This is a genomic window from Alsobacter sp. SYSU BS001988 (assembly GCF_054796215.1).
Map to the genome: position 1 here is coordinate 48,404 of NZ_JBTAMK010000015.1, position 26,111 is coordinate 74,514.

Sequence of the window (26,111 nt, forward strand, 5' to 3'; positions counted from 1 at the left end):
GCCGCTTGCGCGGTCAAAGCCTGTAGAGGGCGACGGTTGCGACGCCCGAGATGCCGAGGACGCGGGCGGCGCCGCGGGACAGGTCGATGACGAACCGGCGCTTGGCCCTGGCGCGCTCATTCGTGCGGTCGTTGATGCGCACGACGACGGACCGGCCATTGTCCCGGTTGACGACGCGGATCCTGGCCCCGAAGGCGAAGCTGGGGTGGGCCGCCGTCAGCCCGTCCGGGCTGTAGACCTCTCCGCTCGCGGTCCGGCCGGGGTGCTGGTACCAGGTGGCTCGGCCCTGCGCTAAGGGACGGGGGCGAGGGACAGCGCCGCCGCCGTCCCCGGACCGGCGCGCCGCCGCATCAGTCCCCGATCCTGCCTGCGGGTTGGGCTCTTGGGGGCCCGTCAACGTCGCCGTCGTGGCCGGCTCGTTGTCGGAGGCCGCCCCGGCAAGCGGCTGCGCCTGAACGGTCGCGGCCTCCGCGGGCGCGATCAGGAGCGCCTTCAGGGAAGAGGCCAGGCTCCGGCGCGGCGCTTCGAACGGGATCGGATCGGGGGCGGGTGCCGCGTTCCCTGAGGCCGAGGAGAGGTCCTCGCCGGGGCTGGGCAGGGCCGCCAGCTGGGCCAGGACGTCAGGACGGGTGAAGGTCGGGACGATGGTCCGCACCATGGCGAAGGGGCTCATCCCGCCCGTGGAGAACGCCTCCTGGCCGACGGCCGCGGCGGGCGCAACGCCCGCCAGAACCGCCACCGCTAAATAAAGGCCAGTGTTCAGCGTCCACTTTGGCGACGTCTTTGAACTGAACATGAATACGCCTGCCAGTGATACCACCCCAGGCCAGTATAAATCTTCATCCTCGTCTTGGTTCCAAGGTCGTCGATCATCGACGGAGAAGAGCAGATCTTCGCGCCTCGCCGGCGCTCCAGGCGCCGGCGCGAGACCAGCGCCAAAGCGCGGCGGTCAGAGGTCGCCGCGGGGCCGACGCCGCCGGATGACGACCTGTCGGGCGGCGGCTCGTCCGGCTCAAGCCTCAGCGGGGTCCGGGCTCGATCACCAGCCTAACCGGCCGAATGTGCCGCGTGTGCCGCGTCTGCGTGTGATCGAAGACCGTGACCCACATATAAAGGGGCCTGCCCGGCTCGAACGGCTGGTCATACTTCGAGTCTGAGGCGAGCTTGCGGGACACCTCCAGCGTCCAGTGTCCATCCGCCCACTTTGCGCCGGCCGTGAGGTCGCCTCTGTCGCCCTCGTTCCCGCCGGACAGGATGACGCCCGGCAGGACCGCGCCGACGGGGATCTTCGCGTCGGCCTCCGCCGCGTAGGGCTCGCTTTCGTTCTCCCACATCCAGCGCACCGACCCTTCCAGGTCCTGGGCCTCGGGGTCGCGGATGTCGACCGGACCCATCGCCGCCTGGAACGCCTTCAGGTCCTTGGGCAGTCGCTTGGGCGTGATCGGGCCCTTGTAGCCGCCCGGTCCCTCGAAGGGAAAATTGTAGCTGTAGATGCCCTTGCCCGGATCGGGCCAGTAGCCGCCCTGGTAGCGGGCGCGGCGCGCCGCCTCGTCGGTGGTGGGGTCCTTGGGCGGTCCGATATACATGTCGTCGACGAAGCCGAGAACGCCGCCGCGGGACGACTTCCATTGCCACATGTCGATGAGGCTGCCGTCCGTCGTGTAGTGGAGGCCGCGGTCGTTCAGGGAGGGCGGCTTCCCCGGGACCGGGTGCGGACCCAGGTGGGTGACGCCCCCTGCTCCCATGTCGTCGCGGGGCGCGAAGATCACGGCGAACTTGTCCTCGTAGAAGTCCACCACATCGGCCGACCCCGCATCGGCTCCGACCAGGCGCCAGCCGTCCGGGCGCTTTTCGATCGGCAGGCGGCGCAGGGACCGGGTCGGGTCCTCCCAGCGGAAAGCGAAGTAGATCCGGTCTGCGGTCCGGACGGCGCGGATGTCGACGACCGACTCGCCGGTCCCGCCGAGATTGGCGCCCTGCATGGTCCGGACCGAAGCCGGCCGGACGGCGCGCCAGGCCGGGTCGTCGAGCGCCCCGTCGAGCCGGGGAGCTTCGGCCACCAGCGGAACGCGCAGCGTATCGCGCGTCCCCCAGTCCAGGGCGACCGCTCCCGCGGCGACGAGCACGCCCGCCGCCGTCCCGGCGAGCAAGGGCGTCCGGCCCGGCTTGAGGTGGGTCGGCAGCGGCGCGGGCCTGAACAGGCGCAGCAGCTGAGCCAGCCCGCCATACATGTAGTGGGTGAAGACGTGCACCACGAAGTAGGCGAGCATGGCCAAGGCCAGGACGGAGTGGACCTCGACCACCCCGCCGCCGATGCCGACATAGAGCGCCGCGCCCGTGGCGCCGAGCGCGAGCAAGGCGGCGTAGACGGCCCAGTGCAGGACCACGTTGACGCCCTGCCACTTCAGCCGGGCGGAGCTCGGCATCGCGAGCACGCGCACGCGGCCCGGAGCGATGCGGGCCGCCAGCCGGGCGCGGGCCATGTAGACCGCGTAGGCCGAGGCCGCGAGGATGAGGATCACGCCCGCGATGAAGTGGGCCGTCCACACCTCGCCCTGCGGGAGGGCCGGCGCCAGGATCTTCGACACCACCGCGGACCGGGCGTCCGAGGCGATGCGCAGGCCCGTAAGGAGGCTCGCCAGGACGGCCGCCACGGTCAGCCAGTGCAGCACGATCGTGCCGGTGTCCGAGCGAGGCGGCGCCGCCTTGTGGCTCCGGGTCGAGTGAGTGGGAGAGTTCGCCCCGCTCCGTTCCGAGACGTCCCAAAATTCAACCGCCATGGCCGTTCCTCAACCTGCAAGAGCAGGTCAGCTTTCGTTCAGGTCGGTTAATTTTCGGTGCGGGGGCCCGCCGGTATTCGCTCGGGACTTTATTGCGCGGTGCGCCACGAGTACATTGAGGCCGTTGAACGCGCCGTGTCAGGAGAGGATGCATGCACGCGACGGCTCTGCTCGTGGTCTGGGCGCCCCAGGACGACATCACCACTCACGAGTTGGCGCTTGCGACTCCGCTCCTGCTCTGGATGAAGGGGGTCCAGGGCGTGGTTTGGGACGACATGCCGCTGTTCTCAGACCTGCCTGCGGCCGTGCTCCGGCACTTCAGGGCGAGCCAGGCCAGCGGCGCTCAGCGTCAGGCCCTTCCTTTTCCGCAAGATTTGCTGCATCGGGTTCCGGAAGCCCGGACCGTATAGGTCGGTGTTGAAGTCGTGGGCGCTCCGAACCGCCTGATGGCCGCCTTAAGCGCCTCCTCGGCAGGATGAGGCTGGGAGACGGGGCGGACCATCCCATTAATGGCGGGGCCCGCCGCACGGGGCGCGAGGGTGTCGCGCATCTGAGGCCGTAATGGGACGTGTCAGAGCGGCGGACTGCAAGATCGTCGAGCGGACCGGAAGATGGTCCGCTACCAGTCCTGCCAGCAGCCTGACACGGAGCTTCACGCCCGTCTGCGCGACCTGGCGAACGAGCGGCGGCGCTTCGGCTTCGGCGGCTGTTCATCCTGCTCAGGCGCGAGGGTGAAGCGGCGGGGGTCAACCGCATCCATCGGCGCTATCGCGAAGAGGGCCTGTCCGTGCGCAGACGGAGCGCCCGCCGCAAGGCCGTCGGCGCCCGGGCGCCGATCCTGGTCTAGGCGAAGCCGAACGCGCGCTGGTCAATGGACTTCGTCCACGACCAGTTCGCCGATGGGCGGCGCTTCCGCATCCTCAACGGCGTCGACGACGTCACCAAGCAATGCCTGGGCGCGATCCCAGACATCTCGATCTCGGGCCGGCGCGTGGCGCGCGAGCTGATGACGATAATCAAGCGGCATGGCAAGCCGGGCATGATCGTCAGCGATCACGGCACGGAGTACACCTGCAAGGCCATGCTGGCCTGGCGCCGCGATAACGCGGTCGACTGGCACTTCACCGCGCCCAGCAAACCAATGCAGAACGGCTTTGTCGAGAGCTTCAACGGCCGCATGCGCGACGAGCTTCTTCTGTAATCGGGGCTTGGGCGTCAAGCACGAACCGTAGTGCTCCGGCGTGGGGTCACGCTTCTGTCCGCGGTCGCGATGCGCCGCATGATGGGTTTCGAAGGTGAGACGGACCAAGCTAAATGGCGGGCTTCATAGCTAGCATCATAGCCCATGCACTCGTGCGGCCTTCGTCTCATCCCCGTCCCTGCCGGGACCACGTCAGGCTGGCTCGCGCCTCGCCCCGATCCTATGACTGCTTCTTCACGCCTCCTTGGCCGTCCACCGGAAGCTCGAGCCGTCACGCCACATCCGGTGCATGATCACGGCAAGCTTGCGTGCTACTGCCACCTTGGCCTTCTTCAGCGAAGTGCGCCTGGCGATCGACACGCCCCAGTGCTTCAGCGCCGTCCACTGGGTCGAGCGGCTGAGCATCACGTTGGCGGCCGCGAACAAGGCGGTCCGGGTAAGCCCATCACCACACTTGGCAATGCGTCCTCTTCGATCGACCTCGCCAGACTGATGCTGTCTTGGCGTAAGGCCGAGATGGGCGCCGACATCGCTGGACCGCCGGAAGCGGTCAGGTCGGTCGACAGCCGTTTTGAAGGCCAGCGCGGTCACCGGTCCAACGCCGGGAATGCCCATAAAGCGTACGCATAGTTCATCGTTCTTGGTGACCCGCAAAAGTTCGCCATGCAGCACCGACAGCTGCTTCATGACCATCTCCCGCGCAGCCAGCAAAGCCTCCATGCACAGCTTCAAACGGGGCCGGTCGTGGACCAGCTCGCGGATGCGTCCGGCGAAGCCCGATGCTGAGACTTGGCCGACCTTGAGGCCGAACGGCCTGAGTTGGCCTCGGATCTCGTTCTCATGGTCGCGCAGCTTGTTGACCAGGAACTCCCGGCTCCCAAGAAGCATGCGCAGCTCCTGGCTCTCGACCGACTTCACATGAACGGACTTGAACCAGCCGGACCTGACAAGCTGGGCAATCGAACGGGCATCGTTGCGGTCGTTCTTGTTCATGCTCATGGCCGCGATTGCCGCCTTGGAGTGGCGCGTCTCGATGCACACGGCCGGATAGCCACCGTCGCGTAGGCCGAAGTAAATCCACTGCGACAGTGGCCCAGCCTCCAGACCCACCCGCTCGAAGGGGGCGGACAACTCCGCGAGCCGGATCATGATTACTTCAGGGTCCGAGGCTTCCTTCGCCTCAAGCACGATGCGGCCATCCGCGTCGACCACGCAGATACTGGTAGTCTCCAGCGATATGTCGAGACCGGCGTAAAGCAAAGACATGGCACGCTCCCTCTTGAGACTCCGGAAGCATGAGCGCCAACGCGGGCCGAGCCCAAGCCCCGATTACCCCATCTCAATGAGACACTGTTCTTCAACCTGGACGACACACGCGCCAACTGGGTCGCGACTACAACACCGCACGCCCGCATTCGGCGCTTGGCTAATTCACGCCCGCCACTTATGCCGCCAACTACACCAGAAGGGACTAGCGGCTGCGTAGCGCGGACCAGCTCCGCCGATCGCCCGTTGCTCCCGCCGCGCCATATGGCGCAAAACCCGCCGAGGCTCAAATCGCCGCTGGATGAAAATTCAGTGGCAGGTCAAGGCGACCCGAAGCCGAACCATGAGGCTGGGCTCATTTCTGGACCGTCTCGAACCCCAACCGGCACGTGAACGGGTCCTATAGGTTTCCTCACAGCCAAAGGGCAGCGCCCATCCGCAATGCGGTAGAAACGCCCGAATCGCGGTGGCCTAAGAGGCCGTCCAGAACTCTGAAACGCCCTTCTGAAAGTTGGAGACGGCTGCCCAGAGGTCAGAATCGCGGGGATCGAAGTCGGAAACGCTTTTCCTGAAATAGGTGGACTAACACCCAGCAAATGCGCGGTCCGAATCGGTCGGAATAGCGACGGCTTCGTCGCTGCGCCTGATCGGCGTGGCCAGCAGCGCCGCCGAGACCGGGTGTCTCGCCCGGTCGAACGCCAGCATCGGCTGCACGAGGTCCAGCGAGGACGGCGTGAAGGACGGCAACACGGCCGGCCGTTGCACGACCGCAGCGTTCGCGACGCAGCTGCCCAGATAGGCACGGCGCCGGCGCACCGAACGCCCACCCGGATGAACCCCGCGATCCTTCGCCGGAGGTGATGCGTCCGTGGAATAAGATGCAGCGAGTGCGTGGACTAACGGAACAGAGTGCGTGGACTAACGGAGCAGCCCCCATCCGGCGTTCAGGCGTCGCGGGAACAAGGCGTCCCCATGCCGGCGAGGTCGTCCCAACAGCACGGCGAGACATGCAGTTCCCTCGCCGGTATCGAAGCGCTCAGCGCCTCCCGGTCGATCTCGATTCCCGAGCCCGGACCGGTCGGGATGGCGACGGCTCCGTCGCTGCGGCGGCACCTGGCCGGCGTCGTCAGCGGCGGCGCCGGAAACGGTTGTCTCGTCCGGTCGAACTCCAGCATCGGCTGCACGAGGTCCAGCGAGGAGCGTGAAGGACGGCAACACGGCCGGCAGTTGCAGCGCCGCAGCGATCTCAATCCGAGGGGCACGGCGCCGGCGCACCACCGCGACGGCGTCATAGGCCTGGTGGCGTCGAACATCAGTCCCGATGAACCTGCCCTCGAAATTCCTCAAGTCGATGTCGATCCCGCTGAGCCCCTGGAGCGCGAGCCTTTCTGACCGGGGTGGCGGGCGTGGATCTCCTGCCAGATCCGACATGGCGGCCGTCGGCACGACGAGGAAGGCGGTCATGCGGGGCGAGCACTACGACAACGGCGGAACCGCCGCCATGCGCGCCTCGTGCGCAATCATGGGCGAGACCGTGCGACGAGCATCGCGATGCTGGTGCTCGCCTCAGCGTCGTCGCTGTCCATCGGCACTCTTTCATGGCCGGACTGCTCCCGGCCGCGGTTATGGCGCCCTGCCTCATGTCCTGATCTACATGCGTTCGCGCAGCCGGACCGGACAGGACGCAGCCATTCAGCCCGCGAAGTCGCCCGGGCGGGGTGTGACGGCCATGCTTGCGCTTGGAGCGCCGGACATTCTGATCGGAGGCAACGTCAGCGGCGCGGCGACGCCGACCAAGGTCTGCTCGACAGCCATCATCTAGCGTTTGTCCTGTCCTTCGCGTTCGACCGGGATGGGTCTTCGCCTGCTGTGGTCCGTGCTGGCGAGCTCGGCGGCGCGGGCCGGCATGGTGGTGTTCATCACCAGCGCAGCCCGCACCTCCTCCTGGTCGCGCACGATCGCCAAGCTGTCTTCAGCAGATCGCCCCCCTTTTCTCCGTGCTGCAGGGCTCGGCCACTCTGTTTCGCCTTTCCCCGGTGGTGACGCTGATCGGAATGGGGGCCCTGCTCATCTTCCGACCGTTGCTGCCGCCATGGCCTCGTATTGGGGCGTCGATCCGCTGCAATAGGGGAGCGCCATGATCATTGCCATGGGCTGCGGCGCCTTCGCGCCCAATCGGGGTCGCCATGCTCGTGACCTGCTCAAATTGCGGGACGTCGATGGAGAACGCGGCCCGGCACATCGGACCTGGTCGTGCTGACGGTCGGACTTTCTGCTGCTCTCACTCGGGCCAGCCTGATAGCTTCGCGGGCGCCTCGGGCTGATCCAGTATGTTCGGTCGGCTGGTCCCGCCGCTCCGGTTGCAAGCTCGACAAAGCGTTCCGCGCCAAGCTTTCTTTTCTGGCGACAGCGCAAGACGTGATTTGCTTATTTGCAAGATGATTGCGCTGCCCGGCCGCTTGACAGCGGGAGCGGCTCCTCACCGCAGCCGCACTTTTTGCGGTTCGCGGCGCCGCATGCAGGAGTCATTCCGTCGAAATTCGAAGGTTCGCGCAGTCGCCGTCCGGGGCCTTCTTGGCCCGTTCGGGCTCGTCCGGGAGCCTTGATCTTTGCTACCGCGTCGCACAGCCTTGCTCCAGGTTCGACATGAATTCGGAGGTCACCATGGCTATCGCCGCTCAGAACACGGGTCTCGACAGCAAGGAACTGGTTCGCACGAAGGTCAGGCTGGAGAAGGAGGGCAAGAGCCATATCGCGATCGCCGCTGAAGTCGTTGACGGCTTCGCCCGCAGGATTCCCAGCAGGGCGGTCGCCGTCGGCCTCGCGGTCACGGCCCTGTCGCGCCTGACGGACATGGAGGAAGTCGCGCGGCTTGACGCGCTTGGTCTGGAGTACCTGGAAACCATCGACGCCGCCGCAGGCGCGGCAGTTGCGCCGGAGCTGCCGGAGATCGGCCTCAACGACTACATCAGGATCGGCAAGTCGCTGATGGCCAAGGGCGTCCTGCCTTCGCCCGACGACTTCGAGCCTCGCGAGATCTTCGACCGTGTCCACCGTGCCGAACGCGCGCGGCCCTCGTCCGCCGAGGTGAGCGAGCAAGCGGCTGCGGGCGCTTTCGCGGCCCCGGCGTCCGCAACCATGGGCGAATATTCAAGCCGGCAGCCGACGCGGGAAGGTGAGACCGGCTTCCTGGCGGAGGCGCCGAGCATGGCCCAGACGGCCGGGGCCGCGACGCTTCGCGCCGAGCCCTCGGAGCTCAATCCGGGCCAGGCGGCTTCTTATGCCGCGCAGGCGAGCCACCAGGCGAGCCGGATCCAGCCGATTACGCCAGCCAAGGAGCCCGGCGGCGAGAGCGTGGACGCTCCCGAGCCGCGCGGCGCCCGGGCCGACGCTCGGACGGACACCGGCCACTCCTTCCACCCCGCGCCCGGCTCGGCGGATGCACATGGGCCTGCGCGGACGTTCAGGTCCACCGCGGAGGCCTCCACCGAACTGGGGGCGAAGCCGAAGTCGTTCAGTCTTGTCGCGCCTGGGGCGATTGGCTCTTCGTCGAACAGGCCGCACGCCTCCGCCAATGCGGGCTCCGCCGAGCCGCACGCCTCCGTCTCGCGCGAGGGCGGCGCCCCGCACGGGTCGAAGCCCAAATAGTCAGGCCGTGCAGCAGCAAGTCCTGGTCACGATCGCAAGGCGCAGGACAACTCAACCCGTAACGAGCGGTCACCGAAGGTCACTGATCCGCTCGAGAAGATAGTCGTGGGCGGCGATCGCGTCTCCTGAGCCAAAGCTGACCTTGTCAGGTGCTGCTTCGGGTTCCGCGCGAAGCGCCCCCAGCAAAGCAGTTGATCGGAATGACAGGGCGCCGCCATGCCGAGACCGACCAGAACACCGCAAACAGAGGCATCCTACCTGGAGCAGGGAAGACGGCATTGCCGGAGGGCTATGCTCCTTCATCCGGACGTGGCCGATCCGATCGAGGCGCTTGTCATCAGCGTCGAAAACGACAAAACCGTGCTGGCCGGGGCGACGGTGCGCCGGTACAAGGCGGAAATGCTCGCCCAGCTGGACCAGTTGACGCTCGAGGCCCTGGGCCGGGCCCTCGCGACGGAGCAGCATGCATCGGTGCGCCTGCGACGCGCAGCCGCTGCGCACCGGATCACTGAGGCTCTCGCCGCTCGGCGCGGCAAGCCCGAACCCCGCACCTCTGCGCGCAAGATCTTCGCGACGAAGCAGCAGGCCCGGATCCTATTCCGCGCGCTCGCCAAGGAAGCGATCGAGACGGGGGATCTTCAAATCGTGCTGCTCGGCTTGCTGCTGTTTTTCGTTCCGCGGGTCGCCTGTCGGCCGGTGGAATGGATTGACGCCAAGGTAGAGGGCGACTCTCTCGTCGTGAACTGCGCCAAGAACACCAACGAACGGGCCGGCTTTCCTAGTCGCTCGATCGGGCTCGAGAATTACAGCACCAAGATCAAGGTGGCCGCCGCGGTCCTGGTGAAGCACCTGCCGCGGGTGCTGGCGGCCTGGAAGGACTACAGGGGGTGGCACGGAGCCATCTCCGAGCTGCTGGCCCGGCGCTGCGCAAGTCTCAACCTGCCGCGTTTCAGCCTCTATTCGTTTCGCCACATCGCGATTGGCACCTGGATCAAGGCGGGCCTGGCGCCTTGGCAGATTGCGGCCCTTGCCGGACACGCGTCGCTGAAGACGGCCCGCAAGCATTATGGCACGCGCGGCGCATGGGACCCGGACGAGCCGCTCGCCACGCCAGACCCGGACCGAGCGGCGGCCCTTCGCGACCGGGCTCTGGACCAACGGAACGCAGTTCAGAAAGCCGCGCAAGAGGAAGCCTGGGATTTCGATTGCCCGAGGCCCGCCAACGCAGAGCAGTCGACCTGTCCCACCCCAAACAACGCCGCCTGGGAAAACTACAAAGCCGCCCTACTCGCCAAAGCGGATGCGTTGGTCAGCGGACATAAACTGGTCCGATCGCCCGCTCCGAATCTTGGCTCGGCTTCTGACCCCTCGACCATAAACCCATAGACGTGGCGCAGTGCGACGCAGCCCCGTCAAGCGCGAAGAGCCCCGCCCCGGTTGGGCCGGTCGCTCGCCTCAACTGAATCGTTTCAAGAGCAGCGGCCCAGCGCAACGCGCATTCGCCAAAGGGATACATTCCGGCTCCGATGAGCGCCGACCGCAGCAGCCAAGCCCGACAGCAAACTTTGCCCACTTGAGCCAAGGCCGCCATGACTTCGTTCGAAGCATTCATTTAGGTTCGGCGGGCTGGCCACACGTTCAACAGGCTCCGGCCGAGGTCGGTTCCTAAAATGTTTCTCTCCCGCTTTCGGCGTAGAGCAACCATCAACGAAAGGATGACCGTATTCGCGTGGGGATGACTTGACCCTGGCGTTTCGCCGTGGGATTGTTCGAGTGTGATCAGTCGCAGCTGCGGCGTCCGCCTTCGAGGGCGGCCGCCGCCGGCGTTCGAGCGCCCGCGGCGGCCTGACCACGCCAACATCTTGTAAGGAGATGTCACCATGGCTGAGCACACTGTTAGCGGCTCTTCGCGCCCCGCGGAAGGTCCTTCGCGCCCCGCGGAAGAGCCTTCCGCCGCGCCCGCCCCCCTGCCCTTCTCTATAGCGTGAAACTTCGGCGTCAGGCTTCGGCCTGCCGCGAGGCCGTCGCAAGTCCCGCGCCGCCCGATCGTTGCCGATGTCATCGGCCCGGATCGGCCACGCCCATGGAGAATCCCATGTCCACCCGGTCGCCATGTCGCGGCCAGACCTCCCGTGTCTGGTCCGCAGTCACCTGCCGTCATCATCCGGCTTCCCCCGAGGTGCGGATCATCGGCAGCCCGACCGCCGGCCTCATGGTGGGCGCCGCCCCCTGGTCGCAAGTCAAGGTTCTCCTCGCCTGCCGCGAGTTCCAGCGCCCGGCCATCTATGTGGTCACTGGACGCCTCGACGGGTCCACGCAGCCCGCCGCCTATATCGGGCAGACGGTGAATCCGCGCGATCGCATGGCCGACCACAAGCGCACGCCGCGTCTCGCTCCCGAGAGGCTGTCGGTCATCACGAGCAGGCCTATCCTTTGCGCGGAGGACAATGAGGGCTTGTCGTCCTCGGCGCTGAACGCCCTGGAGAAGGTCCTGCACGACGCGGTGCTGCTGTCCCGCTCGCATGTGATCACCAGCACGCCCCCGAGCGATCGTCAGATTCAGGCGTCGGATGAAGCGGTGGCGCAGCGCTGGGTCGACGACCTGCGCCATCCGTTGATCGACGCCGGGACGCCCATCCTGGAGGCGGGCGTCGCGAACACGCCCAATCGCGATGCATTCACGCTGGCCCCGGTTGCGCCGGCTCCCGCCCGGCCGGTTCGCGTCGGCTGGTCGCAGGACTGGCCGACCGACCTGCTGCGTCGCCGCGAGGCCGCATTTCACGTCCTGGACAAGGATGGCGTCAAGGCGACGGCCGTCCAGTGCGACGGCTGGACCGTCATCCTGGCCGGCTCTCAGGTCCGCAAGGACCCGGCCGGCTTCATTCAGGATGGCCTCGATAGGAAAAGAATCCTGCTGAGAGAGCAAGCCATTCTCCGGCCGGATGAGCGGCGGCCCGAGGTGCTTGATCTCACCGTGCCGATCGCCGTCCCGAGCCTGACGAATGGCGGGCGCCTGATCCTGGGCGACAACTCCCCCAAAAGCGTCTGGCGGCGCCTCGCCTGACCCTCGTTTTCTGCCGAAGCCTCAAGAGTGCGGCGCCCTGCGGCGGCCGTTGGAGACACACCCATGCCGGTCACCCACACCACCAATCCTGATGTCATCCTTCTCGATCCGCGCACGGCCGCCGAGTATCCTTTGGCGGAGGCCGTCGACCTCCGGCTCGAAGCCGTGCCCGAGGTCCGGGGATGGCGGCCTTCGCCGATGGTCGAGGGACTTGAGCGTCCCCTCGGACTGTCCGGCGCGGGCCTCGTCGTGCGGCGCATCCACTTGCATGCGGGCGCGGTCACTGTCGTCGCCGCCCCCGCTGCGATCTGGCGCTGCGACCCGGCCCGCCACAAGCTGCTGAGCCTCAAGAAGGCGGCCGCGGCGGCTGGCGAGCGTGTCATCCTCGTTCCCGACACCGCCGTCCGCCGGCAACCGCAGTTCGCCACCGCGGCGGTGGTCGCCGCCCACCGTGGCGAGGCGCCGTCGATCGAAGACCGCCGCCGCATCGCCGCGGAGATCGAGGCGCGGGGAGGCGTCGCCCCCATGGGCGACCTTGCTGACTTGGTCAGCGAGGCCTTCCATCCCGTCCGGGCCTTGCTCGCCCTGCTGGGCGAGCGGTTCATCGCGGCCGATCTCGGAGAGCCGATCAGTACCGACACGCCCGTGGCGCTTTGGTCTCGTCGGCATCTGCTGAAGTTGTGATCGCCGGACGCGATCTCTCGCACGATCCCCCGCCGATCCTCTCCCGTAATCTAAGGTGCCTTGTCATGACCAAGTCTGAGCGACAAACCGCCGAGGGCTCCAGCGACTTTGAGGCGAGCGTCGTCTCTCTGGACGACGCCGGCGACGATCTCCTCAATCCCAGTCCTGGCGCGAGCCTCACTTCCGTCGCGCTGCTGGCGGACCAAGCGCTCAAGCGGGCCCTCACGAGACGTGAGCGCCGCCTACTGCGTAAGCGCGGCGCGCTGGTCGTTCTCTGCAAGGCGCCGAGCGTGGAGTGGATCAGGCCGATGACCGACGCCTTCCTTCGCCTGGCGCCGGGCGCAAGGGTGGTGTCGGGCGAGAAGAAGCCGCGCTCCTTCGAGGATCCCGACGGGAACGCGCTCTCGCTCATCGATCTGGGGGTCCCGGTCTTCGCGGTGACGCACGATTTCGACCTTCTCTCGCCGGTGCTCGTGCGGGCCGCCGACATGGTTCTGGAGGTCTCGGGACTGTCGGTCGAGATGGTGGCGGCCGCGATCCGCCGCCTGTCCGGCGCGACGCCGGTCGGCCTAACCGCGGGGCACATGGCAGGTCTCGACCTTTTGGACGTCGCCGCGGCCTTGCGAAGCGGCTCCAGGGCGAAAGACTGCGTGGCTCGGCTGGTTCGGGCCAGCCAGGCTGTGGCCCCCGGCGAGCTTGCCGCTCCCCTTCTCACGCAACTCGGCGGATACGGCGAGGCGGGCGACTGGGCGCTCGGACTCGTGGGCGATGTGGAGCGCGGACGGCGGGACGGAATCGGCGTCCCGCTCGGCTCGGCCCTCTTCTTCGGACCGCCTGGGACCGGCAAGACGATGTTGGCGCGCTCGATCGCCGCCACGGCGGGCGTGCCCTTGCTGACCACCAGCGTCGCCGACTGGTTCTCTCAGTCGGCAGGTTTCCTCGACTCGATCATCAAGGAATACACCCGGTTCTTCGACCGTCTGGACAGCTCCGGATTCATCGTCGGTTTTATCGACGAACTGGACGCCTTGCCGAGCCGCGCCAAGCTGTCTCCGCGCGGGGCCGACTTCTGGACCAGCGCCATCACGGGCTTCCTTCTGCGCGTGGATCGGCTGCGCGCCAGGAACCCCGCCGCGGTGCTGCTGGCGGCGACGAATTACATCGATCGCGTCGACCCTGCGCTTCTCCGGCCAGGGCGGTTTGACAGGCGCTTTGAGATCCTGCCCCCGGACGAGGACGGCCGCGCGGACATCTTGCGCCACCATGCAGGTCCCGGCCTGAGTGAGGCAGATGCGCGCGCGGTCGCCCGCGTGACCGACGGCGCCACGGGAGCGGTCCTAGCCGGCCATGTGAGGGGGGCGAAACGCCGGGCGGAAGCCGCAGGCCGACCCATGGTCGTGGCGGACCTTTTGGCCGAAGCGGCGCCGGAGGATCCGCGATCGCCGCAGGAGTTGCGCGCCGTAGCAATTCACGAGGCGGCTCACGCCATCATCGCGTACCGCCTCGGGTACCAGGTGCCGCGAACCAGCATCATGCGTTCCGGCGACGCCGGCGGGATCACGCATCTGGCCGTCGACGTGGCTCTGTCCACCCGGGCGCTTGTCGAACTGCGGGTCATTGCGGCGCTCGCCGGCCGCGCTGCGGACATGGCGCTCGGAAACGGACCGGATGGGGGAGCGGCGTCGGATCTCGCCTACGCCACGCGCGTGCTGGCCATCATGCACGCGTGTTGGGGGCTCGGCGACACCCTCACCGCCCGCGCCAGTCCCGCCGACATCGACCGCCACCTGACGCTCGATCCCACCCTGGCGCGGACGGTGGAGGCCGACCTGGCGCGATTGCTGGGCGAAGCGGTCCGCCTGGTCGAGGCGAACAGGCGGGCGATCCTGGCCCTGGCCGAGATCCTGCTTCAGCGTCGCGTCGCGGTGGCCGCCGACATCACCGCCGTCGCGGACCGGCACTGCCCCTCGTGGCGGGCTGAGGCCCCAGGGGCGAGGCGTCCTCGGTGAGAAATCGTTTCTCGACCAAAACCCGGCTGGCTCTGCTGAAGGCTTTCGGCCACCGGTGTCAGGGCTGCCAGATTGAGCTCCGGCCTGGCGTGGCCTGGGAGGTGGATCACGTCGTTCCGCTTTCGATGGGCGGGGCGGACGCTGTCGACAATCTTCAGATTCTTTGCCGACGCTGCCATGGCGACAAGACCCGAGACGACGTGAGCGAACTCGCCAGGTGCATCCGGATCGAAGCGAGCCACTGGGGAGCGCGGCGCCCCGATAGCCCCCTGCCCTTCGGCCGGCGTTCACCATGGAAGCGCAAACTGACTGGGGAGATCGTGGCCCGACCCCGAGCCCGCGCAAATTGCGCCGATCAACCGACCGAGTGAACCGCAGAATGGAACACGTCCTGGAGCATGGCCTTGTCGAGCGAGAGGTCGGCGAAGACGAACTCCGTGCCCTGGTCGACCCGGATCATCCTGGGGAGACCGACCTGGCGGCCGACGCGTTCGAGCACTTCGACAACGTCGGCAGCCCAGGCCAACGAAACCTGGGGGATGGACTTCGTGCACGACCAGCTCGACACGGGCCGCAAATCCGGGTCCTGACGATCGTCGACACCACTCGCAGGCCGCCCTTGTCAAGCGCATCGAGGAGATCGCCGAGACGCGCGTGCGCTACGGCTACCGCCGCATCCACGTGCTGTTGAGGCGCGAGGGCTGGGTGGTCAACGCCAAGCGGATCTATCGCCTTTACAAGGAGTTGGGCCTGCAGTTGCGCAACAAGGCGCCTAAGCGTCGGGTGCAGGCGAAGCTGCGGGAGGACCGGCTTCCAGCCGTCTTCAGGATGAAAGCGATCTGCGCCTCCGTGAACTTGGACTGCTTCATCGCTCTCTCCGTCGCCGGCCCGGGCTGCAAAACTTGAATTTTCCAGCTTTCGGCAGTCCAGAAAACGGGAAGCAGGTCAGCCGTTGTGGTGGATCCGCCAAGCCTCGAGGATCCGCCGGGCCGTCGGCAAGCCCCGGAACATGTGCGCCGTGTGCATCGAGACGCGCCACTCCCAAGCCCCGATTACAGAAGAAGCTCGTCGCGCATGCGGCCGTTCAGGCGCTCGACGAAGGCGTTCTAAACCGGTTTGCCGGGCGCGATATAATGTCACTAGCCAAATGGGCCCGTAAACCCGCCCAGCGGCGCAGGCGATTCCGGCGCAGGCGATTCCGATGAGGCTCGGCGCCGGCCCGCCCGGCGTCGGACGAGCCGAAAATCTCTTCGGCGGCCGAACATAGGGTCTAGTCTTGCTTGTCCAGCGCTATCGTCAGCGTCTGTGCCACATAAATCTCCTCGGAGATGAGAAGATGACGAGCCCCGAGGTTTGCCGGCCCCGTCGCCTCTGGGGTCCAATCCTGTGAGAATTCGGCCGCCGATGCTTCAAGGGCCTGACCCGTTAGGGACTTTGAAGCGGGATTGCCCCAGGGTGAATGGCCGCCAAGGATCCGCCATGCTCCGAGCCGTTCTCTCCCTGCGATATGTGATGCTCCTGGCCAGCCTCGGCGCGGCCTTCGGGGCGCTCCTGATGTTCTGGGAGGCGATCGTAAAGCTCGGCAGCGGCTTCAACGCCATCGCGTTCAGCCATGACAGCGCCCAGATGCCCATCAGCGCCGTCATGCGCGCCACCGACGCCTTCCTGTTCGGCGTCGTGCTCGTGATCTTCGCCTATGGGATCGCGATCGGGTTCGTGTTCGACCTGCCGCAGGGCGTGCGGGCGCGCCTGCCCCGGTGGATGCGGATCGAGGAGATCGGCGAGCTCAAGCGGGCGCTGATCGAGGTGATCATCGTCTACCTCGCCGTCGACTTCGTCACCGACATCGCGGAAGGCGAAAGCCATGCGTCCTGGGAGAACCTCGTCCTCCCGCTGTGCATCTTCCTGTTGGCCGGAGCGCTCAGCCTGATGAGCCGCTCACATGCGTCCCCGCATCGGCAGGACTGACCTGCCAGCGCCGGCCGCCTCTGCGCCACAGGGCCCGTCCCCCAAGCGCGCACGACCGGAACGAACGAACAAGCGGCAAGTTGACAGCCGGGGGGCGCCCGAGGACGTGACCATGGCTGCCGACCGACACCACTCGCTTGCGCTTCTTGGCCTGCTCGCCTTCGGCCTGTTCGCCGGACCCGCCGCGGCTGAGACCGTGCCATGGACGGCGTCGCTGTCCAGCAAGGATGTCGTCCCCCCAACCAATAGCGCCGGCAAAGGCCAGCTCGACGCCGTCTACGATACCCTCAGCAAAGAGTTCAGGTGGACCCTCACCTATTCGGGATTGAGCGGGCCCGTGACGGGCGTGAACTTCCATGGCCCGGCCGAACAGGGCAAGGAGGGTCCGATCCTGTTCCCGGCGGGGCCCGCGACGGCGAGCCCGATCAAAGGGTCCCTGCAGCTCTCGATTCCCCAGGCCGACGCCCTCAAGCGCGGCGTCTATATCGAGATCCAGACGGCGAAGTTCCCGGGCGGGGAGATCCGCGGCGAACTGAAATAGCCCGGGCGAGCCCGGCCGCCGCGGCGGCTCAGCGGGGCGCCCCGGTCAGCGCATCTTCGCCGCTTCGGGGCGGCGCATGGCAGCGGTGAAGCGATCGAGCTGAGCCAGCACTTCGCCCAGTTGAGCGCCGTGATCCTGCGCCGCGGCCGCGACCCTCGCGGCGGTGTCGGTGGCCTGCCCGACGCACTGATCGGAGCGGGAGATGAGGTCCGCGACGCCCGCGGCCTGCTTTGCGGACCGCTCCACCCCCGATTTCCATTCCAGCGCGAAAGCTGCCTGCCGCTCCGACGTGTCGGCGAGAGCGGCCGCGATGGCGCGCATCTCGGCCGACAGCGCGCCGACGCTGCCGATCGTTTGGCCTGAATCGGCGACGCCGCGCTGGATCGCTCCGATCAGGGTTTCGATGTCGCTGGTCGCCATGGCGGTCTGGCTGGCGAGATGCTTGACCTCTGCGGCGACGACGGCGAAGCCCCGCCCCGCCTCTCCCGCGCGGGCCGCCTCGATGGTCGCGTTCAGGGCCAGCAGGTTGATCTGCGCGGCGACGGCCTGGATGACGCCGACGATGCGGCCGATGCGCGACGAGGCGTCGGTCAGCGCCGCGACCTCGTCCTGAGCGGAGCCGACATGCGCGAGGTTCTGCGCGGCGATCGCGGCGGCGTGGCGGGCGTCCGCGGCCATGGCCTGCACGGCGCCCAGCATGGAGGCGGCGCCGCCCGCCAGGCCGACCGCGTCCTTGGACGCCGCCGCAGCGGCGGAACGGACCATGGTGGTGGCCACCGCGGCCTCATGGGAGGTGGCGACCAGCGCATCGGTCTCCCCCTGCATGGCCGCCGAGGATTCTGTCAGGTTGCGCAGTGCGGCGCCGATGCCGCATTCGAGCTCGCCGACCGTATCCAGCATGGACTGGCGCCGGGCGGCCTCCACAGCCAGCGTGGCGCCGACCCGGTCGGTGACGTCGACGACCATGCCGTCCCACACGATCTCCCCGCCGCCGCCGCGATGCGGGACCGCCTCCCACCGCAGCCAATGGACGTCGCCGTCGGGGCCCGTATAGCGGGCCTGAAGGGTGGCCGGCGCGAGCGTCGCGGCCGAGTCGCGCAGAACGCGCCGAAACGCCGCCAGGTCGTCGGGGTGGACCAGGCGCATCATCCTGTCCAGATCGCCGGTCATGCGGCCCGGGTCCACCTCCAGCAGCGTCGCCATCGCCGGAGACACATGGCTGAAGCGGACGGACCCCGATGCGCTCTGGGCGAAGCGGAACACGGCCCCGTTCAGCCGTCCGATCACGGCCTGCAGGCGCCGGTCGCTTTCCAGCGCGGCGCGAAGGGCGCGCAGGCGGTCCCGATCCCACAGCAGCAACTCGCCCACCACCAGAACGACCACGCAGTTGGCGAGGCTGGCCACCGCGAGGACCTTCACCAGAGCGGGCGTCCAGCCGGCGGCATGGGTGGGGATGACGGTGATCCCTCCGGCCGTGGCGAGGGCGGCGGCCACGCCGAGCGCGGCCATGTCGGTCCGGTTGAGCGAGCGGACGCGCCAGGCTTCGTGGGCGGACGACAGGACGACGGCGAGCGCGATGCTGACGAGGCCAGGCGCGACGCCGCCCCCGCCGATACCGACCCGGGTCAGGGCCGCGATCGCGCCCGCGATCAGCGCGCCGCGCCACCCGGCCACGGCGCCGGCGAGGATGATCACCGCGTTCCGGGCGTCGAAGATCAGGCCGTCGGCGACGTGAACGGGCTCCAGCATGCTCAAGGAGGCGGCCGCGCCGAAAACCAGACCGATGCCGACCCGACGCAGCTTGTGCTCGGGCGACAGCGCCGCCCCGATCTGCCCGAAGGCGAGAACGCTGAAGATCAGGATGACCGCATTCTGGATGAAAGGCAGGAACAGCTGAGTATCGGTTTGCACAGGACGGCTCTCGGTGACGCGCTACTGTGTCGCGAGGGTCTTAACATGGCTGAAACGAGAGAGTCGGCGCGCCTAATGGGTTCGTTTCGCAACACCGTGCTTGTCTAGGAAAGATTTCTTAGCCCGCGGCTTCGCGGCCGGGTCGTGCTTCCGCGTCCCGCCTCAAGGGGCCAAGGCTCTGGCAGCGAGACCGCCATCCGCGGGGGCGCGGCCCCGTCCGCCCAAGGCGCAAAGACGTCCTACACGGCTTTGGCCTGCTTGGCCGCGGCGCGCGCCGGATCGCCGGATCGCCGGAGACGGGCGCCGTCCCGCGCGCCAGGATGCGGCCGCCCGCTGCCAGAACCGCCGGGCCGCCGAGCCGCCGAGTTTCGCATAGGCGGCCAGGGCGTCGGGATGGCTGACGGATCGATAGGTGGCGATCCAATAGGCTTTGGCCATGGTCCCGGTCGCAAAGGCAAGGGATGCCGCCGGAACGGCTCCTGGCGCGAAACAGGGGGGATGCGATCGCTTCAGGGGCGCAGCAGCTCAGCCGGTCAGCCGGGCCATAGCCCGCCTGTCCGCTTCGGCGCCCCGGATCCCCAGGCCGCGCCGACCAGGCCGGATCCCTGGCTGCTCGTGTCGATCACCGGCGCTCCCCGCAACAGGTCCTGGACCGGCCTGGGCGTCAGCACCATGCGGTCGTCGGGGCCCGTCATCCAGACCAGATCGCCCGGACCGATCACGTGCCGACACGCCATCTCGCGCACGAAGTTCACGGCGGTGCGCAGGGCCGCCCGCGGATTGCGCGCCCGCACGTCGCCCAGCGCGAGGCGGCCCGACGGCGTGTCGGCGACCAGCGGGAAGGTGTTCAACTGCGCCATGACGACCTCGGACGAAAGAGGCCCCCCGCACAGGAGCGCGGGGAGCCTCTGCTGCAGGCTGGAGGGGGCTTCAGACCAAGCGTGAGCGCGTAAACTATGGCGAGTAACTTGATCGTTGTCACCCCGCAGAACTGACATACGCATTCGCACGGATGCGAGAACGCGTCCGGGCTTCTCCCACCTGCAACGTGACGGCTCGTCGCGCTTATTGTTCAGCGCGAGGGAGCCGCCGACGGTGCGAGGTCTGGCGGCTGGGCGCCGCCGCCCGTTCGGGGGAGCCGGAGGTCGTGTTCTGGTGGGACGGCGGCAATGGACGAGTTCGAGACCCGCGCCGGCGCCATCGTGCCGGTGTCCAGGGTCGAGCATGGCGGCGCGCGGCGGGTCGTGCTCGCCGCGACCGATCCTAGCGAAGAGGTCACGTCGGCGGTGCTGCTCTCGGCGGCGCTGGCCCGCAGCATCGGAGCCGCCCTGCTGCGCGCCGCCGACGCGATCGACGGCGTCTCAGGCCGCGGGTGACGCCACAGCCAATGCCGTCGCCGCAGGGCGGCGGCCGGCGTCGCCAGCGCCAGGAGCGGCTGGCCGCAGGTCGCTCCTGGCCAGTCGGCGGAGGCGGGCCGGCCGTCAGGCCAAGCTCCTCATGATCTCCCGGTAGGCCGGTTCGGGGAAGGCTTTGAGGGTCTGCGTCCGCAGGTCGCCCAGCATGCCAAGCTGCAGCATGAAGCGGGCGCCGACGGCGTCGTCCGGCGCCTCATAAACGGCGACGAAGTCGTACTCGCCCAGGGTCAGAAAGAAGGATTTAAAGTCGCCGCCCATCTCGTGCAGCAGCTGCTTCGCCTTGTCGAGGCGGGCGGGCGACTCCTTGACGTTGCGAAGTCCCTGGTCGGTGAATTTGGCCAACATGATATAGGTCGTCATGACACAACCTCTCGGTGGGAACGCCGTCTCCAGCTCGCCGGGACAATGCGCGGGACTTCCCGGACGGCGTTCCACGCTACCACGATCAGCGCGCGTCAGAGGCGCAAGTCGCGTCGGCTCAGATCCGAAAAGAAAAGCCGCCAAGCACGGTCGGCCCGCCGTTCGGCCGCATTGACATTACCGCAGCACAATTGATGCGCGCCGAGATCAACGGCGGCGTTCGACGCGGAACTGCCGCCGCCCTGCCCCCGCGATGGGCTCGGGTCTATGAGCACAGGCGGAACGGGTGTATCCTCTGGCCGCGAGAGGCGTGTCAGGATGCGCTTTGCTCACGCCGTCCAGGCGCCTTAGCACCAGAGGACGCGTGCCATGGCGAAACGCTCGGCGGGCGATCTTGGCTCTTGGAGCCGCAAATTATCCTGGCGCCCAAAGCTGGCCCAAGCGTTGCCAGTGCGAAATATCGGCGTTGTCGATATTCGGATCGCGCTGCGCCGCGGCTTCGACGATTTCTGGGCGAAGCCGAGCCATCTGTTCTTCCTTGGACTGATTTATCCGGCTTTCGGGCTCTTCGTCGGAAACATCGTTCTGGAGTACAGAATCTTTCCGATGCTGTTCCCCTTGGTGGCGGGGCTGGCCCTGGTTGGGCCCTTCGTTGCGCTGGGACTTTATGAGGTGAGCCGTCAACGTGAGCTTGGTCGCGAGCCGACTTGGACCCAGGTCTTGGCCCTGCGGACGCATCCGTCACGGGGCAAGATCTTAGAACTGGGCCTCTTCCTGACCGCCCTCTATTTCGCCTGGCTGGTGGCGGCCATCCTGCTCTTTCGGTGGATCTTTGGGCCGACCATGCCGGCGACGATCCTGGGTTTCGTTCACGACGTGCTGTTCACTCGGCGCGGTTGGGCCCTGATGGTGATCGGCAACGGCGTAGGCTTGCTCTTCGCCGCAGCGGTGTTGCTGGTGAGCGTCGTGTCGTTTCCCTTGCTCCTCGACAGGCGGATCTCCGTCGACGCCGCGATGGCCACGTCGATGCAGGCGGTCTTGGTCAATCCATGGCCCATGACAGCATGGGGCCTTGTGGTCGCCGCCGGGATTTTGGCTGGCGCGCTGACCCTGTTCGTCGGCTTGGCGCTGACCGTGCCCATCCTGGGGCATGCGACGTGGCATCTTTATCGGGCGGTCGTGCCCCCCGTAGGTTGAAAGCGAGACCAGCCATGCCGATCGCGATCGCATTGGTGGTTTTGACTCTCGGCTCGCTGCTTTTCCACGTCGTGAGTCCGTGGTGGTGGACGCCGATCGCCTCCAATTGGCGTTATATCGACGACACCATCACCATCACCTTTTGGATCACTGGCTGTGTGTTCACGGCGGTGGTGCTGTTCATGGCGTATTGCGCCTACCGGTTCCGGCACCGGCCAGGCGTCGTGGCGGTCTACGAACCCGAAAACACCAAACTGGAGCGCTGGCTGGCCATCGGCACAGGCGTGGGAGTCGCCGCCATGCTGGCGCCAGGCCTGTTCGTTTGGTCCCAATTCGTCAACGTGCCGGCGGGAGCGACGGAGGTCGAAATCGTTGGCCAGCAATGGCAATGGGGATTTCGTCTGCCAGGAGCCGACGGCAAGCTCGGCGCATCCGACACGCAGTACGTCAGCGCGGACAATCCACTCGGCCTCAGCCCAAGTGATCCCAATGGCCAGGACGACATCATTCTGGTCGCGGCGGACCTGCATTTGCCAATCGGCAAACCCGTCAAGATCCTGCTCAGAGCCTTGGACGTCGTGCACGACTTTTACGTCCCGGAGTTCAGGGCCAAGATGGACATGATCCCTGGAACGACCACCTATTACTGGATCGTTCCGACGAGGGTCGGCGCATTCGACGTCTTATGCGCGGAGCTGTGCGGCTATGGTCATCCCTATATGCGCGGGCGCGTCGTCGTGGACACCGAAAGCGCCTATCAGGCGTGGTTGAAGGACCAAAAGACCTTCGCCCAGATCTACGGCCCGCCGCACAAGGCGGCTGGGTTGTAAGCGCAAGCCGGCGATGGAGGACTCGCTATGGTCGACGCCTTCCTGGGTGGACAGCCTCCCCCGCGCGCCTCAGAGGTCTGCGACGTTGAGCTCTACCACCCCACAAATTGGCTCACGCGCTACGTATTTTCGCAGGATGCCAAGGTGATCGCAATCCAGTACTCATGCACCGCCCTGGCAATCGGCTTTGTGGCCTTGGTGCTGTCCTGGATGATGCGATTGCAGTTGGGCTTTCCGGGCTATTTTTCGTTCATTGACGGCCCACGATACTATCAATTCATCACCATGCACGGGATGATCATGGTCGTCTATCTGCTGACGGCTCTCTTCTTGGGGGGCTTCGGCAACTATCTCATCCCCCTCATGCTGGGGGCGCGCGACATGGTCTTTCCTTATCTGAATATGCTGAGTTATTGGATTTATCTTCTCGCCGTGCTGGTCTTGGTCTCCACGTTCTTCGTACCGGGTGGACCAACCGGGGCCGGGTGGACCCTCTACCCTCCTCAGGCCATCCTCGCCGGCACGCCGGGTCGCGATTGGGGCATCATTTTGATGCTGGTCTCCCTGATGCTGTTCATCGTGGGCTTCACGATGGGCGGCCTGAACTATGTCGTGACCGTGCTGCAGGGGCGGACGCTGGGCATGACCCTCATGCGCATGCCTCTGAGCGTCTGGGGCATTTTCACCGCCACCGTCATGGCGCTGCTGGCGTTCCCGGCTCTGTTCGTGGGGGCCTTGATGATGCTCCTTGATCGTGTGCTGGGCACGAGCTTCTTCATGCCCTCGATTGTGGAGTTGGGCGAGAAGCTCGCCTACAATGGCGGCAGCCCGATCCTCTTCCAGCACCTGTTTTGGTTCTTTGGGCATCCGGAGGTCTATATCGTCGCGCTCCCGGCCTTCGGCCTGGTGTCCGACCTGATCAGCACCCATGCCCGCCGCAACATCTTCGGCTATCGAATGATGGTCTGGGCCATCGTCGCCATTGGCGCGTTAAGCTTCGTGGTGTGGGCGCACCACATGTATGTGAGCGGAATGAACCCGCAGTTTGGGTTCTTCTTCGCAACGACGACGCTGATCATCGCCATCCCCACCGCGATCAAGGTCTATAATTGGATTTTGACGCTGTGGCGCGGCGACATCCATTTCACCGTTCCGATGCTGTTTGCGCTCGCGTTCATCGTCACCTTCGTGAATGGCGGCCTCACCGGCCTTTTCCTCGGCAACGTCGTCGTCGACGTTCCTTTGTCGGATACGCTCTTCGTGGTGGCGCACTTCCACATGGTCATGGGCGTCGCGCCGATCATGGTCGTGTTCGGCGCCATCTACCACTGGTACCCCAAGGTCACCGGGCGCATGTTCAACGCCCCCCTCGGCCGGGTCCACTTCTGGATCACGTTCGTCGGCGCCTATGCGATCTTCTTCCCGATGCATTACCTCGGCCTGTTGGGAGTGCCCCGGCGTTATTTCGAGTGGGGCGACGCCGCCTTCATTCCGGCGTCCGCCCACACCCTGAACGCCTTCATCAGCGTGGTCGCGCTCGTCGTCGGCGCCGCCCAGCTGGTGTTCCTCGCCAACCTGATCTGGAGCCTGTTCAGGGGCGCTGCGGCGGGACCCAATCCCTGGCGGGCGACGACGCTGGAGTGGCAAACCCCGCAGACGCCGCCGGCGCATGGGAATTGGGGACGGGACCTGCCCATCGTCCACCGTTGGGCCTATGACTACAGCGTGCCCGGGGCGCCGCAAGATTTCATTCCTCAGAACGAGCCGTCGCCTGCGGCTGTCGGCTAGGGAGCCGCCATGGTGGTCGTTTTACTGTTTCTGGTGTGCGCCGCCGCGGTGGCGGGCTGGTGGCTAGCCCACCAAGGGCTGCTGGCGAAGCCTTGGCTGCAGCAGGGCTACGTGGCGTCAGACCACGCCGACGGCGCAACGTCGCCGTGGTCGTCCGCGAAAACGGCGCTGCTGCTGTTCATGGGCGTGGTCGGATCATTGTTCGCGCTGATGATCAGCGCCTACACGATGCGCATGCAGGCGGCCGACTGGCGACCGCTTCCCGTTCCGGCGATGCTGTGGGTCAATACCGGCCAATTGATCCTCGGCAGTCTGGCGCTGCAGTGGACGCGTTCGGCGGCGCGGCGCGGCGATCCGGACGGGGTCAAAGCGGGCCTCGCGGCGGCCTGTGTAACTGCGGCCGCGTTTTTGATTGGTCAGCTGCTTGTCTGGCGGCAACTGAATGCGGCTGGCCATCGCTTCACGATCAACCCGGCTTCGTCGTTCTTCTACCTGCTGCTGGCCACGCACGCCTTGCACCTCGCCGGAGGCCTATTCGTTCTCGGTCGAGCCACCCTGCGCGCCTGGCGAGGGCCATCATTGGTCGAGCTGGAGGAGAGCACGGGTTTGCTGGCCGCCTATTTCACTCTGCTGCTGGCCCTCTGGTTGCTCATCATGGGCCTGCTGACGGGCTGGGCGCAGAGTTTCGCCGTGTTCTGCCAGGGCTTCTTGAGCTAGCGAGGCGATGACCATGATCGACCCCCCGAGAGCCGGATCGCTCACTGTTCCCGCGGGCTGGCGAAACCTCATCGCCGACTGGGCCTCCGATCAACGCGCCTTCAAGGACGTGTCCTGGGGCAAGGCGATGATGTGGATCTTCCTCCTGAGCGACACCTTCATTTTCAGTTGTTTTCTGCTCTCCTACATGACCGTCCGGATGTCGACGACCGTGGCCTGGCCCAATCCCAGCGAGGTTTTCGCCTTGGACATCGCCGGGCGCAAGTTGCCCCTGATCTTGATCGCCATCATGACCTTCATTCTCATCAGCAGCAGCGGGACGATGGCGATGGCGGTCAACCATGGGTACAGGCGAGACAGGAAGAAGACGGCCGCGCTGATGCTGTGCACCGCGGCGTTCGGCGCCGCCTTCGTCGGCATGCAGGCTTTCGAGTGGACGAAGCTGATCCATGAGGGCGTACGGCCCTGGGCCAATCCGTGGGGCGCGCCTCAGTTCGGGTCAAGCTTTTTCATGATCACCGGATTCCATGGGACCCACGTCACCATCGGCGTGATTTTTCTGCTCCTCATCGGGCGGAAAGTCTGGCGCGGCGACTTCGACCAGAACCGGCGCGGGTTCTTCACGAGCCGGACCGGCTCCTACGAAATCGTCGAAGTCACGGGGCTTTACTGGCACTTCGTCGATCTGGTTTGGGTGTTCATCTTCGCCTTGTTCTATTTGTGGTGAGGGCG

At 66.7% G+C, this 26,111-nt stretch carries 25 protein-coding genes and 2 pseudogenes; 19 read left to right on the plus strand and 8 right to left on the minus strand.

The window, feature by feature from the left end:
* Positions 1 to 13 precede the first annotated feature (13 nt).
* Complete coding sequence (locus ACYVO7_RS20985; RefSeq protein WP_460451738.1) at positions 14 to 796, minus strand: septal ring lytic transglycosylase RlpA family protein; 783 nt, start codon at positions 794 to 796, stop codon at positions 14 to 16.
* A 223-nt stretch (positions 797 to 1,019) separates the two neighbouring features.
* On the minus strand, positions 1,020 to 2,780 hold the full coding sequence (locus ACYVO7_RS20990; protein WP_460451739.1) for an ethylbenzene dehydrogenase-related protein: 1,761 nt from the start codon (positions 2,778 to 2,780) through the stop codon (positions 1,020 to 1,022).
* A gap of 152 nt (positions 2,781 to 2,932) precedes the next feature.
* Between ACYVO7_RS20990 and ACYVO7_RS20995 the strand changes: the two genes are divergently transcribed.
* A complete protein-coding gene (locus ACYVO7_RS20995; RefSeq protein ID WP_460451740.1) occupies positions 2,933 to 3,190 on the plus strand; it encodes a hypothetical protein in 258 nt (85 codons plus the stop codon).
* Positions 3,191 to 3,289: 99 nt separating this feature from the next.
* Positions 3,290 to 3,975, plus strand: a pseudogene (locus tag ACYVO7_RS21000) (DDE-type integrase/transposase/recombinase); the annotation flags it as partial.
* A 240-nt stretch (positions 3,976 to 4,215) separates the two neighbouring features.
* Here ACYVO7_RS21000 and ACYVO7_RS21005 read toward each other — a convergent pair.
* Positions 4,216 to 5,247, minus strand: a complete 1,032-nt coding sequence (locus ACYVO7_RS21005; protein WP_460451741.1) for an IS110 family RNA-guided transposase — start codon at positions 5,245 to 5,247, stop codon at positions 4,216 to 4,218.
* Between the two features lie 972 nt (positions 5,248 to 6,219).
* Here ACYVO7_RS21005 and ACYVO7_RS21010 point away from each other — a divergent pair.
* Positions 6,220 to 6,639 carry a hypothetical protein gene (locus tag ACYVO7_RS21010; RefSeq protein WP_460451742.1) on the plus strand — a complete coding sequence of 140 codons (420 nt, stop codon included), beginning with the start codon at positions 6,220 to 6,222 and terminating at the stop codon, positions 6,637 to 6,639.
* 37 nt (positions 6,640 to 6,676) lie between these two features.
* Positions 6,677 to 7,069, plus strand: coding sequence for a hypothetical protein (locus tag ACYVO7_RS21015; protein WP_460451743.1), 393 nt, complete (start codon positions 6,677 to 6,679; stop codon positions 7,067 to 7,069).
* On the opposite strand, the gene ACYVO7_RS21020 is transcribed toward ACYVO7_RS21015, so the two are convergent.
* Positions 7,066 to 7,212, minus strand: a complete 147-nt coding sequence (locus ACYVO7_RS21020) for a hypothetical protein (protein WP_460451744.1) — start codon at positions 7,210 to 7,212, stop codon at positions 7,066 to 7,068. The genes ACYVO7_RS21015 and ACYVO7_RS21020 overlap by 4 nt on opposite strands.
* Before the next feature lie 609 nt (positions 7,213 to 7,821).
* Here ACYVO7_RS21020 and ACYVO7_RS21025 point away from each other — a divergent pair.
* The 6 genes from ACYVO7_RS21025 to ACYVO7_RS21050 all read left to right on the plus strand — a co-directional run bounded on the left by ACYVO7_RS21025 (position 7,822) and on the right by ACYVO7_RS21050 (position 15,023).
* Positions 7,822 to 8,895, plus strand: coding sequence for a hypothetical protein (locus tag ACYVO7_RS21025; RefSeq protein ID WP_460451745.1), 1,074 nt, complete (start codon positions 7,822 to 7,824; stop codon positions 8,893 to 8,895).
* Positions 8,896 to 9,186: 291 nt separating this feature from the next.
* A complete protein-coding gene (locus ACYVO7_RS21030; protein WP_460451746.1) occupies positions 9,187 to 10,281 on the plus strand; it encodes a site-specific integrase in 1,095 nt (364 codons plus the stop codon).
* A 709-nt stretch (positions 10,282 to 10,990) separates the two neighbouring features.
* On the plus strand, positions 10,991 to 11,959 hold the full coding sequence (locus ACYVO7_RS21035; protein ID WP_460451747.1) for a GIY-YIG nuclease family protein: 969 nt from the start codon (positions 10,991 to 10,993) through the stop codon (positions 11,957 to 11,959).
* Positions 11,960 to 12,022: 63 nt separating this feature from the next.
* Positions 12,023 to 12,643, plus strand: a complete 621-nt coding sequence (locus tag ACYVO7_RS21040) for a hypothetical protein (protein ID WP_460451748.1) — start codon at positions 12,023 to 12,025, stop codon at positions 12,641 to 12,643.
* Entirely contained in the window at positions 12,640 to 14,652 is a 2,013-nt protein-coding gene (locus ACYVO7_RS21045; RefSeq protein ID WP_460451749.1) for an AAA family ATPase, read from the plus strand. Before ACYVO7_RS21040 ends, ACYVO7_RS21045 begins: the two co-directional genes overlap by 4 nt.
* A complete protein-coding gene (locus tag ACYVO7_RS21050; RefSeq protein ID WP_460451750.1) occupies positions 14,649 to 15,023 on the plus strand; it encodes an HNH endonuclease in 375 nt (124 codons plus the stop codon). Before ACYVO7_RS21045 ends, ACYVO7_RS21050 begins: the two co-directional genes overlap by 4 nt.
* On the opposite strand, the gene ACYVO7_RS21055 is transcribed toward ACYVO7_RS21050, so the two are convergent.
* Positions 15,008 to 15,220, minus strand: coding sequence for a hypothetical protein (locus tag ACYVO7_RS21055; RefSeq protein WP_460451803.1), 213 nt, complete (start codon positions 15,218 to 15,220; stop codon positions 15,008 to 15,010). The genes ACYVO7_RS21050 and ACYVO7_RS21055 overlap by 16 nt on opposite strands.
* A 29-nt stretch (positions 15,221 to 15,249) precedes the next feature.
* Here ACYVO7_RS21055 and ACYVO7_RS21060 point away from each other — a divergent pair.
* From ACYVO7_RS21060 to ACYVO7_RS21070, 3 genes and pseudogenes are all read left to right on the plus strand, one after another.
* Positions 15,250 to 15,474, plus strand: a pseudogene (locus ACYVO7_RS21060) (IS3 family transposase); the annotation flags it as partial.
* Between the two features lie 657 nt (positions 15,475 to 16,131).
* Positions 16,132 to 16,620 carry a YqhA family protein gene (locus tag ACYVO7_RS21065; RefSeq protein ID WP_460451751.1) on the plus strand — a complete coding sequence of 163 codons (489 nt, stop codon included), beginning with the start codon at positions 16,132 to 16,134 and terminating at the stop codon, positions 16,618 to 16,620.
* 112 nt (positions 16,621 to 16,732) lie between these two features.
* Positions 16,733 to 17,161, plus strand: a complete 429-nt coding sequence (locus tag ACYVO7_RS21070) for a CHRD domain-containing protein (RefSeq protein WP_460451800.1) — start codon at positions 16,733 to 16,735, stop codon at positions 17,159 to 17,161.
* Between the two features lie 45 nt (positions 17,162 to 17,206).
* Here ACYVO7_RS21070 and ACYVO7_RS21075 read toward each other — a convergent pair whose 3' ends face one another.
* Together ACYVO7_RS21075 and ACYVO7_RS21080 are read right to left on the minus strand one after the other, a co-directional pair.
* Complete coding sequence (locus tag ACYVO7_RS21075) at positions 17,207 to 19,072, minus strand: methyl-accepting chemotaxis protein (protein WP_460451752.1); 1,866 nt, start codon at positions 19,070 to 19,072, stop codon at positions 17,207 to 17,209.
* Between the two features lie 533 nt (positions 19,073 to 19,605).
* Positions 19,606 to 19,932 carry a hypothetical protein gene (locus tag ACYVO7_RS21080; RefSeq protein WP_460451753.1) on the minus strand — a complete coding sequence of 109 codons (327 nt, stop codon included), beginning with the start codon at positions 19,930 to 19,932 and terminating at the stop codon, positions 19,606 to 19,608.
* Between the two features lie 309 nt (positions 19,933 to 20,241).
* On the opposite strand from ACYVO7_RS21080, the gene ACYVO7_RS21085 reads away from it, so the two are divergent.
* Positions 20,242 to 20,448, plus strand: a complete 207-nt coding sequence (locus ACYVO7_RS21085) for a hypothetical protein (RefSeq protein ID WP_460451754.1) — start codon at positions 20,242 to 20,244, stop codon at positions 20,446 to 20,448.
* A gap of 105 nt (positions 20,449 to 20,553) precedes the next feature.
* Here ACYVO7_RS21085 and ACYVO7_RS21090 read toward each other — a convergent pair whose 3' ends face one another.
* The gene (locus ACYVO7_RS21090) at positions 20,554 to 20,847 is read right to left on the minus strand and encodes a GYD domain-containing protein (protein WP_460451755.1); all 294 of its coding nucleotides are present in this window, start codon (positions 20,845 to 20,847) and stop codon (positions 20,554 to 20,556) included.
* 369 nt (positions 20,848 to 21,216) lie between these two features.
* On the opposite strand from ACYVO7_RS21090, the gene ACYVO7_RS21095 reads away from it, so the two are divergent.
* Genes ACYVO7_RS21095 through ACYVO7_RS21115 form a run of 5 tightly spaced genes read left to right on the plus strand, consistent with a single transcriptional unit; the run spans position 21,217 to position 26,106 of the window.
* Entirely contained in the window at positions 21,217 to 22,044 is an 828-nt protein-coding gene (locus ACYVO7_RS21095; protein WP_460451756.1) for a DUF2189 domain-containing protein, read from the plus strand.
* A gap of 14 nt (positions 22,045 to 22,058) precedes the next feature.
* A complete protein-coding gene (locus ACYVO7_RS21100) occupies positions 22,059 to 22,874 on the plus strand; it encodes a cytochrome c oxidase subunit II (protein WP_460451757.1) in 816 nt (271 codons plus the stop codon).
* Between the two features lie 27 nt (positions 22,875 to 22,901).
* Positions 22,902 to 24,662 (plus strand): cbb3-type cytochrome c oxidase subunit I, encoded by a 1,761-nt coding sequence (locus ACYVO7_RS21105; RefSeq protein WP_460451758.1) that lies wholly within the window; start codon positions 22,902 to 22,904, stop codon positions 24,660 to 24,662.
* Positions 24,663 to 24,671: 9 nt separating this feature from the next.
* Complete coding sequence (locus ACYVO7_RS21110; protein ID WP_460451759.1) at positions 24,672 to 25,379, plus strand: cytochrome c oxidase subunit 3 family protein; 708 nt, start codon at positions 24,672 to 24,674, stop codon at positions 25,377 to 25,379.
* A 13-nt stretch (positions 25,380 to 25,392) separates the two neighbouring features.
* On the plus strand, positions 25,393 to 26,106 hold the full coding sequence (locus ACYVO7_RS21115; RefSeq protein WP_460451801.1) for a heme-copper oxidase subunit III family protein: 714 nt from the start codon (positions 25,393 to 25,395) through the stop codon (positions 26,104 to 26,106).
* Positions 26,107 to 26,111: the final 5 nt, after the last annotated feature.

Coding starts and splice junctions, on each gene's coding strand:
- ACYVO7_RS21065 (WP_460451751.1), top strand. CDS start 16,132: ATGCTCCGAGCCGTTCTCTCCCTGCGATATGTGATGCTCCTGGCCAGC.
- ACYVO7_RS20995 (WP_460451740.1), top strand. CDS start 2,933: ATGCACGCGACGGCTCTGCTCGTGGTCTGGGCGCCCCAGGACGACATC.
- ACYVO7_RS21070 (WP_460451800.1), top strand. CDS start 16,733: ATGGCTGCCGACCGACACCACTCGCTTGCGCTTCTTGGCCTGCTCGCC.
- ACYVO7_RS21110 (WP_460451759.1), top strand. CDS start 24,672: ATGGTGGTCGTTTTACTGTTTCTGGTGTGCGCCGCCGCGGTGGCGGGC.
- ACYVO7_RS21035 (WP_460451747.1), top strand. CDS start 10,991: ATGTCCACCCGGTCGCCATGTCGCGGCCAGACCTCCCGTGTCTGGTCC.
- ACYVO7_RS21115 (WP_460451801.1), top strand. CDS start 25,393: ATGATCGACCCCCCGAGAGCCGGATCGCTCACTGTTCCCGCGGGCTGG.
- ACYVO7_RS21030 (WP_460451746.1), top strand. CDS start 9,187: ATGCTCCTTCATCCGGACGTGGCCGATCCGATCGAGGCGCTTGTCATC.
- ACYVO7_RS21040 (WP_460451748.1), top strand. CDS start 12,023: ATGCCGGTCACCCACACCACCAATCCTGATGTCATCCTTCTCGATCCG.
- ACYVO7_RS20990 (WP_460451739.1), bottom strand. CDS start 2,780: ATGGCGGTTGAATTTTGGGACGTCTCGGAACGGAGCGGGGCGAACTCT.
- ACYVO7_RS21095 (WP_460451756.1), top strand. CDS start 21,217: ATGGCGAAACGCTCGGCGGGCGATCTTGGCTCTTGGAGCCGCAAATTA.
- ACYVO7_RS21010 (WP_460451742.1), top strand. CDS start 6,220: ATGCCGGCGAGGTCGTCCCAACAGCACGGCGAGACATGCAGTTCCCTC.
- ACYVO7_RS21090 (WP_460451755.1), bottom strand. CDS start 20,847: ATGACGACCTATATCATGTTGGCCAAATTCACCGACCAGGGACTTCGC.
- ACYVO7_RS21100 (WP_460451757.1), top strand. CDS start 22,059: ATGCCGATCGCGATCGCATTGGTGGTTTTGACTCTCGGCTCGCTGCTT.
- ACYVO7_RS21105 (WP_460451758.1), top strand. CDS start 22,902: ATGGTCGACGCCTTCCTGGGTGGACAGCCTCCCCCGCGCGCCTCAGAG.
- ACYVO7_RS21015 (WP_460451743.1), top strand. CDS start 6,677: ATGGCGGCCGTCGGCACGACGAGGAAGGCGGTCATGCGGGGCGAGCAC.
- ACYVO7_RS21080 (WP_460451753.1), bottom strand. CDS start 19,932: ATGGCGCAGTTGAACACCTTCCCGCTGGTCGCCGACACGCCGTCGGGC.
- ACYVO7_RS21005 (WP_460451741.1), bottom strand. CDS start 5,247: ATGTCTTTGCTTTACGCCGGTCTCGACATATCGCTGGAGACTACCAGT.
- ACYVO7_RS21085 (WP_460451754.1), top strand. CDS start 20,242: ATGGACGAGTTCGAGACCCGCGCCGGCGCCATCGTGCCGGTGTCCAGG.
- ACYVO7_RS20985 (WP_460451738.1), bottom strand. CDS start 796: ATGTTCAGTTCAAAGACGTCGCCAAAGTGGACGCTGAACACTGGCCTT.